At 48.1% G+C, this 19,320-nt stretch carries 15 protein-coding genes; 9 read left to right on the top strand and 6 right to left on the bottom strand.

Annotation, left to right across the window (positions count from 1 at the left end):
- Genes xdhA through HYN46_RS17295 form a run of 3 tightly spaced genes read right to left on the bottom strand, consistent with a single transcriptional unit; the run spans nucleotide 1 to nucleotide 2,343 of the window.
- Complete coding sequence (gene xdhA, locus HYN46_RS11920; RefSeq protein WP_114899591.1) at nucleotides 1-1,596, bottom strand: xanthine dehydrogenase small subunit; 1,596 nt, start codon at nucleotides 1,594-1,596, stop codon at nucleotides 1-3.
- Between the two features lie 10 nt (nucleotides 1,597-1,606).
- Nucleotides 1,607-2,140: a nucleoside deaminase gene (locus tag HYN46_RS11915; protein ID WP_114899590.1), complete on the bottom strand. Its 534-nt coding sequence runs from the start codon at nucleotides 2,138-2,140 to the stop codon at nucleotides 1,607-1,609.
- Nucleotides 2,141-2,154: 14 nt separating this feature from the next.
- Nucleotides 2,155-2,343 (bottom strand): hypothetical protein, encoded by a 189-nt coding sequence (locus tag HYN46_RS17295; protein ID WP_162818181.1) that lies wholly within the window; start codon nucleotides 2,341-2,343, stop codon nucleotides 2,155-2,157.
- Between the two features lie 113 nt (nucleotides 2,344-2,456).
- Between HYN46_RS17295 and HYN46_RS11905 the strand changes: the two genes are divergently transcribed.
- The 8 genes from HYN46_RS11905 to HYN46_RS11870 all read left to right on the top strand — a co-directional run bounded on the left by HYN46_RS11905 (nucleotide 2,457) and on the right by HYN46_RS11870 (nucleotide 15,036).
- On the top strand, nucleotides 2,457-4,883 hold the full coding sequence (locus tag HYN46_RS11905; RefSeq protein WP_210009163.1) for a TonB-dependent receptor: 2,427 nt from the start codon (nucleotides 2,457-2,459) through the stop codon (nucleotides 4,881-4,883).
- A gap of 72 nt (nucleotides 4,884-4,955) precedes the next feature.
- On the top strand, nucleotides 4,956-6,098 hold the full coding sequence (locus HYN46_RS11900) for a nucleoside hydrolase (RefSeq protein ID WP_210009161.1): 1,143 nt from the start codon (nucleotides 4,956-4,958) through the stop codon (nucleotides 6,096-6,098).
- Nucleotides 6,099-6,402: 304 nt separating this feature from the next.
- Nucleotides 6,403-7,518, top strand: a complete 1,116-nt coding sequence (locus tag HYN46_RS11895) for a BMP family ABC transporter substrate-binding protein (RefSeq protein ID WP_114900734.1) — start codon at nucleotides 6,403-6,405, stop codon at nucleotides 7,516-7,518.
- A 150-nt stretch (nucleotides 7,519-7,668) separates the two neighbouring features.
- The gene (locus tag HYN46_RS11890) at nucleotides 7,669-8,754 is read left to right on the top strand and encodes a 5'-methylthioadenosine/S-adenosylhomocysteine nucleosidase (RefSeq protein ID WP_114899588.1); all 1,086 of its coding nucleotides are present in this window, start codon (nucleotides 7,669-7,671) and stop codon (nucleotides 8,752-8,754) included.
- A gap of 52 nt (nucleotides 8,755-8,806) precedes the next feature.
- Nucleotides 8,807-9,856: a purine-nucleoside phosphorylase gene (locus HYN46_RS11885; protein WP_114899587.1), complete on the top strand. Its 1,050-nt coding sequence runs from the start codon at nucleotides 8,807-8,809 to the stop codon at nucleotides 9,854-9,856.
- Between the two features lie 221 nt (nucleotides 9,857-10,077).
- On the top strand, nucleotides 10,078-12,870 hold the full coding sequence (aceE, locus tag HYN46_RS11880; RefSeq protein ID WP_114899586.1) for a pyruvate dehydrogenase (acetyl-transferring), homodimeric type: 2,793 nt from the start codon (nucleotides 10,078-10,080) through the stop codon (nucleotides 12,868-12,870).
- Complete coding sequence (locus tag HYN46_RS11875; RefSeq protein WP_114899585.1) at nucleotides 12,867-14,543, top strand: 2-oxo acid dehydrogenase subunit E2; 1,677 nt, start codon at nucleotides 12,867-12,869, stop codon at nucleotides 14,541-14,543. The genes aceE and HYN46_RS11875 overlap by 4 nt, the downstream gene beginning before the upstream one ends.
- 112 nt (nucleotides 14,544-14,655) lie before the next feature.
- Nucleotides 14,656-15,036: a hypothetical protein gene (locus HYN46_RS11870; protein WP_114899584.1), complete on the top strand. Its 381-nt coding sequence runs from the start codon at nucleotides 14,656-14,658 to the stop codon at nucleotides 15,034-15,036.
- Nucleotides 15,037-15,046: 10 nt separating this feature from the next.
- Here the strand turns inward: HYN46_RS11870 and HYN46_RS11865 are convergent, their stop codons facing one another.
- Together HYN46_RS11865 and HYN46_RS11860 are read right to left on the bottom strand one after the other, a co-directional pair.
- Nucleotides 15,047-15,733 carry a hypothetical protein gene (locus HYN46_RS11865; protein WP_114899583.1) on the bottom strand — a complete coding sequence of 229 codons (687 nt, stop codon included), beginning with the start codon at nucleotides 15,731-15,733 and terminating at the stop codon, nucleotides 15,047-15,049.
- Nucleotides 15,734-16,534: a hypothetical protein gene (locus HYN46_RS11860; protein WP_162818180.1), complete on the bottom strand. Its 801-nt coding sequence runs from the start codon at nucleotides 16,532-16,534 to the stop codon at nucleotides 15,734-15,736.
- Between the two features lie 333 nt (nucleotides 16,535-16,867).
- Here HYN46_RS11860 and guaB point away from each other — a divergent pair, with 333 nt between their 5' ends.
- Nucleotides 16,868-18,334, top strand: a complete 1,467-nt coding sequence (guaB, locus tag HYN46_RS11855; RefSeq protein ID WP_114899581.1) for an IMP dehydrogenase — start codon at nucleotides 16,868-16,870, stop codon at nucleotides 18,332-18,334.
- A 51-nt stretch (nucleotides 18,335-18,385) separates the two neighbouring features.
- Here guaB and HYN46_RS11850 read toward each other — a convergent pair whose 3' ends face one another.
- Nucleotides 18,386-19,117: an NUDIX hydrolase gene (locus HYN46_RS11850; RefSeq protein WP_114899580.1), complete on the bottom strand. Its 732-nt coding sequence runs from the start codon at nucleotides 19,115-19,117 to the stop codon at nucleotides 18,386-18,388.
- Nucleotides 19,118-19,320 lie beyond the last annotated feature (203 nt).

Below are 19,320 nucleotides of genomic sequence, written 5' to 3'. Positions count from 1 at the left end.
TTAGCCCTCCACCGCTTGAGTCGGGATCAGATCACTTAAGCGCTTGACGTGTGGTGCCTGTCCATGAGCGCCATGAGTGGCAGCGTCTGCTGGAAGGGTCTCAAACCAGAAGCGGGTCAAGAGATTTGCCGCGATAACCTGACGATACTCAGCACTGGCGCGACCGTCGCTAAGCGGTGCAAAGTCTAGCTGTAATGCTTTTTTTGCGGATTCAATGAGAGCCTTTGACCATGGCTGCCCAACCAGTGCGGCCTCGCAAGATGCCGCGCGTTTGGGAATGGCGGCCATACCCCCATAGGCAATTCGTGCGCTTTGTACGATTCCTGCTGAATTGAGTACTACCGCAAATGCGCCACATACCGCAGAAATATCCTGCTCATTGCGCTTGGCGATTTTGTAGGTATGAAAGTATGCAGACATCCCCGCGATTGTTTTAGAGATGGGCACACGAATCGCCGCAACAAACTCTCCATTCATCAGCGCCGTTTTTTGGTAATCGAGATAAAAATCTTCAAGGGGCAGGCGGCGAGTGGATGCACCGTGCTGCAGCACAATCTCCGCAGACTGTGTAATCAGCGCGGGCATGGAGTCGCCAATCGGTGATCCATTGGCGACATTGCCACCCAAGGTCCCCGCATTTTTGATCGGTTCTGAGGCAAAGCGCCGTGCCAATTCTGTCCAGCCTGTATCTAGACGAGTGAGCGTGGCGAAGGCATCGGTTAGCGATACCATCGCACCAATCTCAATGTAAGCATCTTGATGATCAATTTTTTTAAGATCCGTAACATGACCTAAATAAATCACATCACTCAACTGACGACCTTGTTTGGTAATCCAGAGACCGACATCAGTGCTTCCCGCAAGCAAACGCGCTTGTGGATATTCAATGCGTAATACTGCCAGTTCTGCCCGAGTCCTTGGTGCAAAGAACCGTTGACCTGCGATGTGATAGCTCAGTGCGGGGAGTGCTTCTAGGGCTTTCAGCGTACTGATGATCGGTTCGCGTTCAAGGGTGACCCGTGGCAAGTCATAAGCTGCAATGGCGGCATCTAGGATGGGACGGTAGCCTGTGCAGCGGCACAGATTACCCGAGATGTGTTCAGTGGCTTCCGTGCGAGTAGGGGCATGGGTTTGGTTTTCGTACATTGCCCACAGCGACATCACAAAGCCCGGCGTGCAAAAACCGCATTGTGAGGCGTGGTGATCTACCATCGCTTGCTGAATCGGGTGCAGTGTTTTGCTTGCAGCATGGGCTGAATGCGCATTAATCGCAGGCGAATGAGTGTCTTTAAGGGTTTGCAGTGCTTGAATCTGCGCCAGATCTTCAACCGTAAATAAGGCTTTGCCATCTAACGTCGGGAGGAATTGAATACATGAATTGACCGTACGTAGTTGCAAGCATTCTTTACCGTCTAATGAAGCCAGTTCTCCGACCACAACCGTACACGCGCCACAGTCTCCTTCGGCGCAGCCTTCTTTGGTACCGGTATGGTGGCAATCTTCGCGTAAGTATTGCAAGACGGTACGGGTGGGGGAAATCGCCTCCACCTGCTGGACTTCACCGCGGAAGTAAAATTGAATAGCGCGTGAAGACATATCGACCTCGTTATTTCCAAAAACCTTCGTGAACGGCAGCAGCTTCTTCAATTAGGCAGGGTCCAATCACGGTAGTTGGACGCTGACCACTGGCAAATACTTGCCGACAGGGCAAGGAGAGTGTCGGATTTTCAGGGTGGTTGCCTGTGATCTCAAGTAAGTGAACTTCTGAAATACCATAAACCACGCGACCAATCCCGCCCCAATAGATACCGCCTGCACACATCGCACAAGGCTCAGCGTTGGTATAGAGCGTACACCCTTGCATCTCATGCGGGGTAAGAATTTTAGCCGCCATACCCACGGCCACAATTTCGGCATGACGGGTAGGATCGCCTTCCGGCGGGAGCGAGTTATTACCTGCTTGGGCAACGATTTTTCCGTCTGGATTGACCACGATAGCCGCGAAAGGATGTTTGCCTTGTTCGCGGGATTGCTGTGATAGGGCAATGGCTTGGCGTAAGAAATCCTGATCGCGAATAGACAAGGATTGTGTTTCTACCGGCGCTGATGTGTTTATAGCGGCTTCTATTTCTGTATTCATGTTTTTTAGCATGCCTAATCAGGGTAATGAAAGGTCAGACAGGCTCTACCGATCTGCACATTACGATCAATGGGAGGCTGCAAAGCCAACATGACGATGAGTATAGGACGGAATGCAGGGCTTAAAAATTCGATTTTACCAATACTCCACATAACCGCCGCAACATGGGTGGCACAAGAATTAGTTGCTAGTATCGGGTCCATGTTGTTGGAATGTGTTTTTTCTTTTGCAGTCTGTAATCGCCTATCTGGGGTCAAGCAGGGGGCAGCCTGCTTTAAATTTTTTAATCATTTTCATTATGCCATTGGGGACTATTATGAGTGAATCTAGGCGTGTCAAACAGCATGGCGAACCATCTTCGCCTTCCTTAAAGCTGGTTAAAAACGTGCTAGCACAAGCATTGAGCCGCGCCAGTTTTGAAATGACGTCTAAACACTTGAGTCAAGCCAGTTCACTGGGCAAAATTGGTGGCTTGCTTTTGGGAATGACCTTGCCAATCGGGATGACTTGGGCAGAAGATGCACCTCAGCCTGCGCCTGTTGCTGATACAGCAGTCGCTGCACCCGCAACAGATTCCACACCGACGGCCGCAACTGAAGCCGCACCGAAACTGGAAGCAGTTACGGTTACGGCATCGCGTCGTACCGAAAATATTAAAAATGTGCCTGTTTCGGTCTCTTTGATCCGCGGTGAACAATTGAATGTGCTCAATTCTGGTGGGCAGGATATTCGTGTACTCGCAGCAAAAACACCGAGCTTAAACATTGAGTCTTCAAACGGTCGTAGCTTCCCGCGTTTATATATCCGCGGATATGGCAATACCGACTTTAATACCTACGCCTCGCAACCCGTGTCTCTCGTTTATGACGATATCGTGCAGGAAAATGCGGTACTAAAAGGCTATCCAATGTTTGACTTGGCGGCTGTAGAAGTATTGCGTGGTCCACAGGGCACTTTGTTTGGTCGTAACTCACCCGCTGGTGTGGTGAAGTTTGATTCCGTCAAACCGACTTTAGACAATAAAGTTAGTGGTTACTATAGTCTTTCCGACGGGACTTATAATACGGCGAATGCAGAAGGTGCCATCAATATTCCCTTGAACGATGTCTTGGCTGTACGGGTATCTGGCTTGGTTCAGCATCGTGATGATTGGGTCAAGGACACTGTGACAGGTGGCAAGCTTGAGGGCTACGATGAGAAAGCGGGCCGTATCCAGTTGCTGTACAAACCGAGCGATGACTTTTCAGCGTTATTGAATGTGCATGCGCGGGATATGAGCGGCTCTGCACGATTGTTCCGTGCAAACATTATTCAACCCGGCACTAATAAACTCATTGATGGTTTTGATCCTGCCGAAATATCAACCGATGCACATAACAAGCAAGAGTTACAAACATCTGGTACCAATCTGCATCTGACCTGGAATTTTGATCAATTCAAAATTAGCTCGATCACCGGTTATGAAACGATTAATAAATACTTTACGCGTGGTGATATTGATGGCGGATACGGTGCCGTATTTGCTCCACCTTCAGGCCCGGGTTTAATTCCATTTCCAGTAGAAACCAGTGGTGGCGTGAATGATCACAAACAGCTGACCCAAGAGTTCCGTATCGAATCCAAGAGTGGACAGCCACTGAACTGGCAAGCGGGTGTCTATTATTTCTGGGATGATATCACTGGTGAGTCAATAGGTTATAACACGTTGTCTAATCCTTCAGGTCAGAAAACCACGGATATGATATGGGAACAAGACAATAAGGCTTGGGCTGCCTTTGGTTCCGCCAGTTATGATCTCACGGATAAATTTAAGGTACGCGGCGGGATACGCTACACCCACGATGAGCGTAATTTTGACGTGAAACTTGCAGATAAAGTACCGATGCTCGGTGCGAAAAGCGCAGATGCTGATGTCAATAAAGTGAATTGGGATGTGAGCGGTACCTATGCCATCACACCTGATGTGAACTTGTATGCGCGTGTTGCAACAGGCTTCCGCGCACCAAGTATCGCACCACCAACAGAGTTTGTACCGATCACTGTTGCACAAGCGGAGACGGTTACTTCCTATGAAGCGGGCTTTAAGTCGGACTTATTTGATAAGAGAGCTCGCCTGAACTTTAGCGTTTTCCGCTATGACGTGAAAAACCAACAGTTAACAGTGGTTGGTGGACAAAACAACAGCAACGTGTTGATCAATGCGGATAAGAGCATTGGACAAGGTGCTGAAGTCGACTTCCAAGCCAATCTGACGGAGCACTTAAAATTCACTCTGGGTACCAGTTATAACGATACCGAAATTAAAGATCCGAATCTTTATGTCGCGCCTTGCCGCACATGTACCGTTACCGATCCTGAGATTGTGAAAAATGGCAAAACTTTAGTATCGATCAATGGTAATCCACTGCCTCAAGCACCGAAGTGGATTAGCAACGTGACGCTCCGTTATGGTATCCCATTGAACTTGAATAAAGATGACGAGTTTTTTGTCTACACCGACTGGTCATATCGCAGTTCAGCCAATTTCTTCTTGTATGAGTCGGCAGAGTTTAAGAGCCAGCCTATCCTCGAAGGAGGGTTACGGGTGGGTTATAACTGGGATGCAGGTAAATACGAAGCGGCAGTTTTTGCACGGAACATTACCAATACCATCCGCACCACCAGTGGTATCGACTTTAACAACTTGACCGGCATGATCAACGAACCGCGTATGGTCGGTGTGCAGTTCAAACAGAACTTCTAATTTTTCATGATTTACTTTTTTCCTTCCTCCGCGACGTTTAGCTAAACGTCGCTTTTTTTTGAGGTATATATCATGTTTTCTCCTCGTAAATTCATGTATTCCGCCATCGCACTGTGCTGTTTAGCGTCTACTATCCCCGCAAATGCGGCAGATCAGCGTAAAGTCATTCTGGATGATGATATTGCCGGCCCCAGAGCTGCGCAGCTCATGGCTTTGATGTCACCTTATGTCGATGTACTGGGTATTACCGTAGTCAGTGGCGATGCTTGGCGGGACGAGAATGTTGCCCATGCACTGCGTATGCTAGAGATCGCTGGGCGTACGGACATTCCTGTGGTGCCCGGTGCCATTTTTCCACTCTTAAATACCAAAGCCTTCACCAATAAATGGGAAGCGTTGCATGGTCGGTTAGTCTGGAAAGGGGCGTGGATGGACGACAAGTTCCCTGACGGCACGATCCAAACTCAGCCTAAGTTTCATGGTCCTTATGAAGTGCCTCATTTGCCTGAGGGGGATCCACAGATCAAGCCTTCCAATGAGATTGCGGCGAATTTCTTGATCCGTAAAGTGCATGAGTTTCCGGGGCAAGTCACGATTATTGCGACAGGGCCTTTGACCAACTTGGCACTGGCAGCGCGTCTAGACCCTACCTTTGCCGCAACCGCTAAAGAGCTGATCTATATGGGCGGCAGTGTTAATCCGCATCAGCAGCTTACTTCCAAAAGTGCCGAGCAGTTTGGCCGTGAATATCGCAATACGCCGCGTTTAGAATTTAACTTCCGCTGGGACCCTGAGGCGGCGCGCATCGTATTGCGTGAGCCTTGGAAGCATATCGTGATGATCCCTGTTGACCCATCGACCGCAACCGAGTTAACACCGAAGTTGCTCAATGACATGACGGCATCACAGACGCCGATAGCCAAGGCGCTGAGACAATATAACGAGGCTGGATTCCCACTTTGGGATGATATCGCGACAGCAGTGTGGCTTGATCCCAGCATCATCACCCAATCCGACGATCTGCTGGTGGATGTCGATACGGACTCCGGTGCAGGCTATGGCAATACTTTGTCATGGGCGCAAGGCTGGGGGCCAGATCTGGGAGAGCGGGTAAACACCGTAGTGCGCAGTGTGGATGTTAAAGCACTGGAGAAAATGATGATCACGATTTTAAATCGGCCGCAGCCCAAAGCAAATCCAACCTCAATTAAGTGAGTCATTCAAAAGCCCATTATTCCACCGTCATCAATGCGTCAACTGTCTATCGTATTTTGCAATATTGTACATAACAGCGAACGCATAGAGCGGTGGTATATAACTTGCTAGTATCAAATGTAGAAAGCCAAGGTGTAGAGTCAGGCGATTTGAAGACAAGAGATGACGTTGCTAGCGGATGTTAAAACCATCTGCAAATGATTAAATCAATGATAAATATCCGGGGAGCACATTCATGTTTCAACGAGACCACCAACACAGCGTCACAGGACAACCCACTATGCTAAATACCGAACATACGGCTATGTCACAACCGAGTGCATCGCCATTGAAAAAATCGCCACTGAGAAAAATGATCGCAGCGATAGCTGCAAGCAGCGCATTGACCTTGGGTTTGCTGTCCACAGCCTATGCTGCAGATCCGGTGAAATCTGCATTTGTGTATATTGGACCAACAGGGGATCATGGCTGGACTTATTCGCATGATCAGGGTCGTCTTGCCAGTGAGGCTGAGCTAAAGGGTAAGGTTAAGACGTCTTATGTTGAAAACGTTCCTGAAACAGCCGATGCTGAACGTGTGTTCCGTAACCTTGCACAGCAAGGTAATAAAGTGATTTTTGCGACGTCATTTGGTTATATGAACCAAATGGCGAAGGTCGCCAAAGTTTTTCCTAATACTGTTTTTATGCATGCTACTGGCTATAAAACGGACAAGAACTTAGGTACCTATGATATCCGTACTTATGAGGGTGCTTATCTACTGGGTGTGGTCGCGGGTAAAACCAGTAAGACGAATAAGTTAGGAGTTGTTGCATCATTCCCGATTCCAGAAGTGGTGCGTAATATCAATGCCTTTACCCTAGGGGCACGCAGTGTGAATCCAAAAATCACGACGCGTGCGATATGGGTAAACTCATGGTTTGATCCAGGCAAAGAGCGTGATGCGGCATTGGCCTTGATTTCGCAAGGTTGTGATACTTTGATGCAAAATACGGATTCACCAGCCGTGGTACAGGCTGCTCAAGAAAAAGGCATCCATGCCTTTGGCTGGGATTCGGATATGAGTAAGTTTGGTGCCAAAGCGCAACTTGCAGCATCTGTCCTGCATTGGGATGTAATCTATGACAGTGTGCTGGCGGATGTGTTGGCTGGGAAGTGGAAATCCAGCAGCATCTGGTGGGGCGTAGATAAAGATGCGATCAACATCGAGAAGTTCGGTCCAGACGTTTCTCCAGAAGTACAGAAATATGCGCTGGGTGTACGCGATGCGATTCACTCCGGAAAATTACATCCTTTTACTGGTCCTCTGACCAATCAAGCGGGCGTCGTGTTCTTGCCTAAAGGCAAGGTCTACTCAGACGCTGATCTCGGTAAAATGAATTTCTACGTGCAAGGCGTAGAAGGTGTTTTACCAAAATAAGCACTTGATATTGCCCTGAAGGATCAGGGGCAGTGAACCATGGCATGCTGAGGTAATCCTCTACCTCAGCTGCTTTTTTATAAAGTGAACTTAGATCACTTCACAATAAATCATTGCTTTATAAATCATAGACTGCACAGGTTGTTCATTATGCGTCATTCGATCATTTCTCGTGATTTTATCCAGACTTTTAAAAAGACCGCGCTATGCGTAACGCTAGGATTGACGGCGTTGATGACAGGGTGTGCGTCTTTAAGTTCCCATGAGCGTGTTTCTTCGTCATTGCAATCGGCAGTCGGCAAGCATTGCTTGACTGAGTGCAACCCACGCTTAGGCATCATGGCGGCATTTGGACAGGAAGCTGAGTTGCTCCTTGCGCAGATGCAGGATAAATCAACCGTGCTGATCAATGGCAAGTCCTTTACTACGGGCACTTTGCGCGGTGTTCCCGTGGTTTTGGTCTTAAGTGGCATCAGCATGTCGAATGCCGTGATGACCAGTCAGTTATTGTTTGATCATTATAACGTACGCCAGCTTGTGTTTAGCGGCATCGCAGGGGGCACCAACTCACAGTACCATGTCGGTGATGTGGTTGTAGCACAAAGTTGGCTAGCACCGAATGAAGTGTATTACGCCAACAGTACTGCGATTCCGGCGCCTTGCGGCAAAGCGAATGATCTGACTTGCTTGGGCTTAAAACTCATGCCAGATGTACCGCCTTATGCGGATGGTATCTTCTTACGTGAAACCAATGTATTAAATGCTAAAAATAGTCAGCAAGAAGCCCTGATCGATACCTATTCGGGCAAGGCGATTGTGCATGGCGAGATGCGCGCTGATTATCCGGTCGATCCGCAGATGTTGGTCGTTGCCAACGGTCTGAAGGTAACAACGACATTAGAGCCGATTTGTACCAGCCCAACCAGTTGCCGTACACCGAATCTGGTGATGGGCCGCCGCGGCATTTCTTCGGGTGCATTTCTTGCCAATGCCAAATACCGTGATTATTTGGAAAAGAACGTCCAAGCCGACTGTGTCGATATGGAGACAGCGGGTGTTGCGCATGTGGCGTACGCCAATCAAATTCCTTTTATTGCCTTCCGCAGCTTATCGGATCTTGCCGGGGCGGATGCCAACCCTGATGTGGGTGCTTTCTTTGCGTCAGGCGTTGCCCAACGTAACTCTGCCAAATTGACCATGGCTTTTGTAGAGGCATGGGCCCCGAATGTGAAGTAGGTATGGGTGTTCCACAGACCACATTTTTTTAAATGATTTATTAGGCACTCCTATGATGAAAGCATCAACGATTACCATTGCTCTGGGTCTCTTCGGATTTGGTCTAGCAACCCTTTCGACCAGTATCTATGCCGCTGAGTCAACGGCACCTGTGCCAGTGATCACATCTTCGACAAAGCTTGCGCCTAAACTTCTTATCATCAGTATGTTTCAGCCTGAAGCACAGCCTTGGCAAGACCATTTGAAATTTACGCAGAAGATCAAAGTTGCCGGTTTAAATCCTCAATACCCGACTCTTAACTGTACGGATACGGGGATTTGTCAGGTGACGACGGGGATGGGCTATGCCAATGTCGCAACGACGGTTACGGCGCTTTTACAGAGTACGGCTTTTGACTGGCGCAAAAGCTATTTTATGGTGGCGGGCATTGCCGGGATGAATCCGCAGATGGCAAGCACAGGCAGTGTTGCATGGTCAGATTATGTGGTGGACTTTGGCATTGCCCAAGAGTTTGATGCCCGTGAAAAACCAAAAAGTTGGCCGACTGGCTATGTGGGTATCGGCACGTTTGACCCATTGAAAAAACCCGTATTAGAATATCAAAACGAAGTGTTTAAACTGGATGAAAAACTCACCAAGCGACTTTATGATCTGACCAAAGCAACACCTTTGGTGGATGATGAGACTGCGCAAAAATACCGTGCACACTATCTTGATGCGACTGCTAAAAAAGCCCCGTTTGTCCTCACCTGTACCACCATGTCCGGTAACACGTGGTGGCATGGAAAACTGCTCGGCGAGCGGGCAACTCAGTGGGGAAAATTACTCACTGATGGCAAAGGCGAATACTGCACTACCCAGCAAGAAGACAATGCAACGTTGACTGCGATTAGCCGTGCGGCAGATGCGGGACTAGCTGATTTAAGTCGTGTCGCTGTACTGCGCTCTGCGTCGAATTATGATCGTCCTTATCCTAAGCAAACCGCTGAACAATCCTTAAAAGCCAACTCTGGCGGCTTCGATATTTCGCGTGAAAATTTATACCGCGTGGGCAATGCATGGGTGTCGGAATTAACGACCCACTGGCAGGACTGGGAGTAAGTCGGGAGATTACTCAAGTCTACAGAAATGACCATTTTTGACATTGTTCTCTACAGGGCGGAGGTCTAAGATCGCCCTGTATTTATTTCAAATGGTATTTTGTTTTTTTAGCACTATAAATACAACAAAATATCTATTCCAGTCGCTATAACTATCTTGCCTCTGTCACATAAAAAGCGTTTCATAGAAGGCACCAAGAAGGATTTTAAGAGACCCCAGATATGCCATTTTATCAAGACCCAGATTCGCTCGAAACTCAAGAATGGCAAGAAGCCTTTGATGCAGTAATTAAGAATGTTGGTGTAGACCGCGCCGCTTTTTTACTTAAAACGCTCTACCAGCAAGCCATTAGTGCCCATGTCCCAATCCAACGCTTCAACACCGCTTATATCAATACCATCCCGACTGAAGAAGAGCCGAGTATACCGGGCGATGCGCATATGGAACGCCGTATTCGCGCCTTGATTCGGTGGAATGCGCTGGCGATGGTACTCCGCGCCAATAAAAATAATGATGAACTCGGTGGACACTTAGCAACATTTGCGTCATCTGCGACACTCTATGATGTGGGCTTCAACCATGTATTTCGCGCCGCCAATGATCATTTTGGTGGCGACATGATTTATTACCAAGGCCATTCTGCACCGGGTATTTACGCACGGTCCTTTTTGGAAGGACGTCTGACCGAAGAGCAAGTGCAGAACTTCCGTCGTGAAGTTGGTGGGAAAGGTTTATCCAGCTATCCGCATCCTTATCTGATGCCGGATTATTGGCAATTCCCAACAGTATCGATGGGTTTAGGACCGATCATGTCGATCTATCAAGCGCATGTGCAAAAGTATCTGATGAACCGTGGCCTACTGGAAACGCAAAATCGTAAGGTCTGGGCATTCTTGGGCGATGGCGAGATGGACGAGCCGGAAAGCTTAGGTGCAATTGGTCTGGCGGGTCGCGAAAAACTCGACAATCTGATTTGGGTGATTAACTGTAATCTACAACGTCTTGATGGCCCTGTGCGCGGTAACGGCAAAATCATTCAGGAGCTGGAGTCCAGTTTCCGCGGTGCAGGTTGGCGTGTGATTAAAGTGGTCTGGGGCCGTCGCTGGGATGCCTTGTTGGCGCGAGATACAACTGGTGCTTTAAGACAGCGTATGGAAGAGGCGGTAGATGGTGAATATCAAGCATTTGAAGCGCATGGTGGGGCATATGCCCGTGAGCACTTCTTTGGCAAATACCCAGAGCTGGCAGAAATGGTTGCCCAGATGTCGGATCAGGAAATTGATGATCTGAATCGTGGAGGTCATGATCCGGTGAAGGTTTATGCAGCCTATGATGCAGCGATGAAAACCGTCGGTCAGCCCGTCGTGATTCTGGCCAAGACCGTAAAGGGTTATGGCTTGTCTGATGCGGTGCAAAGCGCCAATAAGAGCCACCAGATCAAAAAAATGGGCATGCCATCCCTACAGTACTTCCGCGATCGCTTTGATTTGCCGTTTACTGATGAGGAACTGGAGCATCTGCCTCTGTACCGTCCGGCCGAAAACTCTCCAGAAATTCGTTATTTGAATGCACGCCGTGAAGCACTGGGCGGCGCATTACCTGCACGTCGGAGTGGTCATATCCCGCTGACGACACCAGAGCTGGAAGATTTCAAGGCGGTGCTGGAAGGTTCAGGAAATAAAGAGCAGTCCACGACCATGGTGATGGTGCGGATTATCTCGATTCTGCTCAAGAACAAAGATATTGGTTCACGTGTCGTACCGATTGTGCCGGATGAAGCGCGCACTTTTGGTCTGGAGGGCATGTTCCGTCAGTTGGGGATTTACTCAGCCGTAGGTCAGCTGTACACCCCTGAAGACAATGAACAGTTGATGAATTATCGTGAAGATAAAACTGGGCATATGCTTGAAGAGGGCATTAACGAAGCTGGGGCAACCTCTGCGTGGATCGCACTGGGAACCAGTTATTCGACCAATGCCTTGCCGATGATTCCGATGTATATGTTCTACTCGATGTTTGGCTTCCAGCGTGTGGGTGATTTGATCTGGGCTGCTGGGGATTGCCAAGCACAAGGTTTCTTACTCGGTGCAACGGCTGGTCGTACAACGCTCAATGGCGAAGGTTTACAACATCAGGATGGACACTCGCACGTCTTGGCTGCAACTGTGCCAAACGTTGTGAGCTACGATCCTTGTTTTGGCTACGAGTTGGCGGTGATCGTGCAGGATGGTTTACGCCGCATGTATTCCGAAGGTGAGCGTGTGCTGTATTACCTCACACTGATGAATGAAAACTACATCCATCCGCCTATGCCAGAAGGCGTGGAAGAGGGAATCCGTAAAGGGCTGTACCTCTTCCAGAAAGAAGAAGAGGCGACAGTGCAACTGATTGGTTCTGGTGTGATTCTGCGCGAAGTGATTAAAGCAGCCAAACTACTGAAAGACGAATATGGCATTCATGCCAATGTCTGGAGCGCAACCAGCTTCAACGAGCTTGCGCGTGATGGTATGGCTGTGGATTATCATAACCGCTTGCATCCACATGATCCTGTTCAAGTCTCATGGGTAGCCGAACAACTGGCACCGCATAAGGGTGTGGTTTTGGCGGCTACCGATCATATTCGCGCTTATAGCGAACAAATTCGTAGCTTCCTACCTGATCATCGTCCTTATGTGACCCTAGGTACGGATGGCTATGGTCGTTCAGATACCCGAGAAAATCTACGTTCATTCTTTGGCGTCGATGCGGCCAATATTGTGGTTGCCGTACTGAAATTGTTGGCTGATGAAGATGAAATTGATGTGCGTTTGGTGAAAGATGCAATCTCCAGTTTTGAGCTTGAGACGACTTTGCCACCGCCATGGCTACCGCAGCCGCATCTTGAAAATAACCATGATGCCCCTGCACCTCATGTTCCCGATCAGGCTGCACCCCTTGAAGGCATTGAAGCGGATATTGCCGATGGCGAGCCAGTCGCTGATACCCCTGCAACTTCGCAGGAGGCATCATCATGAGTGCTAATAATCAAAGCTATGAAGTGAAGACCCCAGATTTGGGTGTAGAAAAAGCGGAAGTCTCAGAGATTTTGGTCAAAGTGGGCGATAAGGTTGAAAAGAACCAGAGCCTACTGGTGGTTGAGTCGGCTAAAGCCAGCGTCGAAGTGCCGAGTCCGGCGGATGGTGTGGTCGAAGCCATTTTGATTAAGCTTGGCGATATGGTGCAAGAGGGTGTTGCGCTGTTTACTTTATCCAGTTCGACTGCGGCGGCTGCGCCAGTCCCTGCACCTGTGGAAAGTAAGCCAGTTGAAGAAACGAAACCCGTTGCACCTGTTGCAGATGCAAAGCCAACGGCTGAATCATCATCGGCACCAACTTCTCAATCCGTTGAGGTGCCTGATCTCGGCGTTGATCAAGCCGATATTTCCGAAATTCTGGTCAAGGTCGGCGATGTCGTTACTGCGGGTCAAAGTCTCGTGGTGGTTGAGTCTGCCAAGGCCAGTGTCGAGATCCCAAGTCCAGCGGCGGGTACGGTTGAAAGTATTGCCGTGACGCAAGGTCAAACAGTCAAGCAAGGCGTTGCTTTATTGGTCTTAAGCGGTTCTTCTGGTGGCGGTGTGACAAAGATTACGCAATTGTCTGCTTCTGACAAAGATGCACAGACATCCGCTGCAGCAGAAAAAGCGCCGGCTGTTGAAACCAAAACTCAGGCTGTGAGCACAGCACCTCAAGTCGCACAAACACAAAGTGTGATAGCGAGTGAAGATTTAAGTCAAAACGCCGATGTCTATGCAGGTCCAGCCGTAAGGCAAACGGCACGTCAGTTGGGTGTGAACCTGACTAAAGTGAAGGCCAGTGGGCTGAATGGTCGTATTCTGAAAGAAGATGTCTATGCTTATGTCAAACAGCGCCTGACCACGGCGGCTGCAGCAAGTGTTGGCGGGGGTACATTTACCGCGGCGTCTGGCTTACCGCCATTACCAGACCTGAGTAAATGGGGGGCGTCTCACGACGAGCCACTGACCCGTTTGCAGCAGGCGGCGATTCCGCAGTTATCTCTGAATCTGTATATGCCGCAAGTGACGCAGTTTGATCATGCGGATATCACCGAGCTTGAAGCCCTACGCATTGAGCTGAAAGATGGCTATAAGAAAGCAGGGATTGGTTTAACCATTTTGGCGTTCATTGCTAAAGCAACAGCGCATTTGTTGCTGCAAGAGCCACGCTTCAATAGCCATTTGAATGACGATAACAAGTCCATTAAAGTGCGTGAAGAAATTCATTTGGGCATTGCGGTTGCCACGGATGATGGATTAATTGTCCCTGTGCTACGCAATCCGGATCGTTTGAGCATCCGTGAAATCGCCAAACAATTGGGTGAGTTGGGTCAAAAGGCTCGTGATAAGAAACTTGGGCCGAATGACTTGTCTGGTGCAACCTTTACCATTTCCAGTTTAGGTGCCATGGGCGGTACAGGCTTTACGCCGTTGGTGAATTGGCCCCAAGTAGCGATCTTGGGATTATCTCCTGCGGCGATGCAGCCGATTTGGGATGGCCAAGCCTTCCAACCTCGTCTGATGTTGCCTCTGTCATTGTCGTATGATCATCGTGTGATCAATGGCGTGGATGCTGCACGTTTTGCACGGTCTCTGGCTGTCTTGTTAGGTGATTTAAGGCGAGTACTGTTGTAATGATCGTTGTAACCGCAATGTCTTGAAAATACGTTAGAATGAGAGGTAGTACACTAAGGACTGGTCAAATCGATCAGTCCTTATTTTTTATAAATAAATATAATGGTTCTTTATGTCTCTTATTAAAAATAGTTTTGCAGTATTAGGTGTGATTGCAGTGGGCGTTGTTGGCGCTGATTTTTTAATGCCTGAAGAACAACAGACCAAGATCAAGACTTCGGTGATGCATCTGATCAAACCTGAACATGCTGATGCCACGCGAAAAATTACGGTCTATCAGTCACAAGGTCAACGTGGAGAAGCAACTTTTTCAGATCGCCAGAATGGTCAAGCGCGGCCTCGGATCGTAGATAACACTAAAGGCACGACGTTTCATACCGATCCGCCAAAACAAGAGTTGGAACAAGAGGGATCAAACTTCAAGCAATCGCCATTACAACAAAAAGCAGCGGCATTTAAACAAGCTCAAATGGATCACATCATTAATCAGTGATGATCTCACTTCACTCTAAGGTCAGTGCCTGAGCAGGGAAGTGTAGTGTGCTATCTCTGATCACGATCGGCAGCGGCGTGGTGGGTGGGAATATTTGTAGTTTCAGCTCCGAATACATGGGCGCTGCGATATCTCGATGAATCGGGATGAGCGAATGTAGCGTTTCGTGAATATTGGCATGCGTCGTTTGGTTAAACTGAAGTTTCATCGGCCCGTTGTAATCAAACATGACATGGCTGTCGACAGGTACATTGAGTGCGATGGGTAGATTGAACTCAAGTGGTAAGCGAATTTTGATGGGTAAAGTCGGTAAAAAACGACTCTGATAAATCAGATCGGTTGTGGCCTCAATATCGGTATAACTATGAATCGGGATAGTCTGATTCACTTTGAGTGTAAAGCGCACTGGGACATCGGCTTTCATCTCAATATTGCTCTGGGCATCGTAGTGCAGCGGGATAGTAAAATCCTGATGGATTGGGACTTCTGCATGAAGCTGTCCATCCAGCCGAATTTTGACAATATTGGTGATATTCGCGTCTGCATTAAGCTGCTTGGGCAATACGATGCTTGCAGGCTGATTCTTCAACTGTAACTCAATGAACAAACTGCGATATAACCAAAACCCCAAACTTCCCCCGATCGCAATGAGCCCCAGAAATCCCAGCCCAAATAGCAGAATATGAAGGCTGCGCATTTAGGGTTTAGCCTGATGAGTAGGTTTGTTACTTGTCGCGCTTGGTGAGGCTATGAGCAAGTCTTCAAGCTGTGCCTGAGTCTTGGGGGCAGGTAATGTCGAATCTTGGGTATGTAGCTTAATCGTGCGTAGTGGGATATTTAGCTCGGTTCGCTTAATCATCATATCCAATGGTTGATCGATATGAATTGTTGTTTCCAGATCGGACTTGACTGGTACCGACATCATGCCGCTGACTGGGATGGTGGTATGGATGTCGGCTTTCAGCGGCACGTTTAGACTTTGCTTGAGTTTGGCTTTCAATGGTGTGGTAAATTTTAAGTCGATATCCTGATCAACTGGCACATTCAATTCAATTGGAATGGCAGTCTTGATAGGAATATCCCCACGCAGTGGTAGCGTGATATAGCGGCCCAGCACTTTCACTTGGACTTGGGAGTCGACGTGGATCACTTGATCTAGTGGAATCGTATCTTTGATCGGGATATTCATCTTAATCGGCATCTTACTGTCGAAAGTCGCCAGAATATTTAAGGTATCGTCGATCGGTACGGTGATTGTTTGATTGACAGGGGCGACTGTCTCGATCTTGCCTTGTAGCATGATATCGAGGTTATTGAGAATTTTAGCTCGGGCAGGAAAAACGGCTGGGAGCTCAACCGTGGCCTTTTGGTTTTGAATGAGCAGTTTGGCATCGACATGTTTGAATATAAACCAACTGGCAAACATGCCTCCTAAGATCGCTGCGATTAAAATCAGGCAGATCAAGAGAATCAAGTTTTTTCTGGATTGGGTGAACATAGCCAATGATGCGCGTTAGGATACTATCGTACGTATTTTATAGCACTTGTCTTACAAAAAGTCAGATGTTTGTTGGTGTTTTTTGGAGGATTACGGTATCAAAATTCTTTATTGTTAATAGTCCTTGTCAGTTAAGTTCGACATTTTATTTATATATTGTTAGACAATATTATCTGATTCAGTTGTGAAGTCTGAGATGACGATGTTGACCAGTATTCAGTGGCAAATTGATCGTTATTCATGACGTACATGCAACAGGTTACAGACTAATGAGTTGCCCTTGTGTATAATGCCGCATTGAAATTACAGTGTTATAAGCACCATGAGGACACCATGCTGACTATCGTACAAGAAGCCCTCACCTTCGACGACGTGTTGTTACTTCCTGCTTTTTCCAACGTACTCCCTAAAGATGTATCGCTCAAGACGCGTTTAACGCGCGGCATTGATCTAAATATCCCCCTTGTTTCTGCTGCGATGGATACGGTGACTGAATCCCGTATGGCGATTGCGATTGCGCAAGAAGGGGGTATCGGGATCCTTCATAAAAATATGGACATCGCTGCGCAAGCCGCTGAAGTCCGTCGTGTTAAGAAATTTGAAGCGGGAATGGTCAAAGACCCAATTACCGTAAGCCCTGATTTAAGTGTAGGCGAGCTCATCGCATTAACTACTGCACATCGCATCAGTGGTGTACCTGTTGTGGTCGGTGACAAAGTCGTCGGTATCGTGACTAGCCGCGATATGCGCTTTGAAACCAATCTTGAACAACCTGTCAGTAACATCATGACCCCGCAAAACCAATTGGTTACGGTGCGTGAAGGCGAATCAAGTGAACATATCAAAGGGTTGTTACATCAGCATCGTATTGAAAAAGTGCTGGTGATTGGCGATGACTACACCCTTAAAGGGTTAATCACTGTGAACGACTTCCGTAAAGCGGAACTTTACCCAAGCGCGTGTAAAGACCATTTGGGTCGTTTACGTGTTGGAGCAGCAGTCGGTACAGGCAAAGAGACCCCAGATCGTGTGATTGCGCTGATTGAAGCCGGTGCCGATGTACTGGTGGTTGATACTGCGCATGGTCATTCCAATGGTGTGATTGAGCGTGTACGCTGGATTAAACGTGAGTTCCCAAATATTCAAGTGATTGGTGGCAATATCGCAACAGGCGATGCTGCACTAGCATTGCTTGATGCGGGTGCCGATGCTGTGAAAGTCGGTATTGGTCCCGGTTCTATCTGTACCACTCGCATTGTTGCGGGGATCGGTGTGCCACAGATTTCTGCAGTGGATAACGTTGCCCGCGCACTGAAAGAACAGATTCCACTGATTGCGGATGGCGGTATTCGTTACTCTGGTGACGTCGCTAAGGCAATCGCAGCAGGTGCAAGTTGTATTATGGTCGGTTCATTGCTTGCGGGAACTGAAGAAGCTCCGGGTGAAGTTGAACTCTTCCAAGGTCGTTACTTCAAGGCTTATCGTGGCATGGGTTCACTCGGTGCGATGTCTGGTCTGTCCGGCTCCAGTGATCGTTACTTCCAGGATGCCAAAGATGGTGTTGAAAAGTTGGTACCAGAAGGCATTGAAGGTCGCGTACCGTATAAAGGCCCAATGAGCGGTATCGTGCATCAATTGGTGGGCGGTCTACGTTCTTCGATGGGTTATACCGGTTCTAAAGACATCCCGACAATGCGTAGTGAACCGAAGTTCGTCAAGATCACTGCTGCAGGTATGCAGGAGTCGCATGTGCATGACGTAACCATTACCAAAGAAGCGCCGAACTATCGCGTGGGTTGATGGTTTGTTGTTTAAAGAAAAACCAGCATTCGTGCTGGTTTTTTTATGAGCTTAAATAGTAGGACCTTTCCAATTCTTCTGCACCGGAAATCCTTGCTCACGCCAAGTTTGAAAGCAAGTAAATCCCATCTGCGACCACTGGTTGCCATCCATGAGTATCTCTATGTCATTAACCAGATGGAAAACCTCAATCGCCCCTTCTTCACTGCCGATGACTCGATCAGCTTGATCTGGGGTGAGTGCAAAAGCAAGCGGGGTAAATTGGATGGCGCCTGTATCAGGTTCATGGATCATATAAAACGGCGGTAGATCATTTACAAAGTTTGCACTTAGAGTGAGTAAGTTAATTCCTGCTTCTTCTTGAAGTTCAGCGATCAAAGTGTCGATCAGTGCGCCATATCCCAGACTATCGCGATCTGGTGAGAAGTGCCCGCCAAAGGCCGCAAGCTTATGCGGGTAGGTATCAACTAAACTTGAGCGACGCTGCAGGATCACTTGTTGGCGTTCAGGGCAGCAGAGCAAGGTGCCACTGCCTATGGCAGCGAGAATCATGCCGTACTTGCGCAGTGTTTTAATCGCGGTATAGTCAGTAATGACATAGGATAAACAGGCCATATCTGGATGAATCTGGACAGTACAAATCGCCTGACGCTCAACATAGCCGCCACTGGATAAAATATTGTTTTTTAGTTGAGTCGCCTCTGCCTCATGTTCTGCAGATAACGTGAGCACGCCCATAGGACTACAGGTGGGAATGGTCTTGAGCGGTGTCGCATTTTTCAAAGCTTACTCCAAAATCAATCTTTTCAGATATTACCTGCGGCAATGGGATCGCAGTGCCTGATCATCGATTTCTATCGTACGATAGAACGGGTGAATTTTGCGTGAAATCCGAGTGGAATTGTTTGAAAGATGTGATATCTGTTGATTATTGCATCATCAGTCGCGCTTTCATTTGCGTCAGAGATACATAATTTGTCACAATC

Origin of the sequence: Aquirhabdus parva (assembly GCF_003351745.1) — a bacterium.
Taxonomy (GTDB): Bacteria; Pseudomonadota; Gammaproteobacteria; order Pseudomonadales; family Moraxellaceae; genus Aquirhabdus; species Aquirhabdus parva.
Note: the sequence above shows the minus strand (reverse complement) of the source record. Positions and strands in the feature narration are given on the sequence as shown.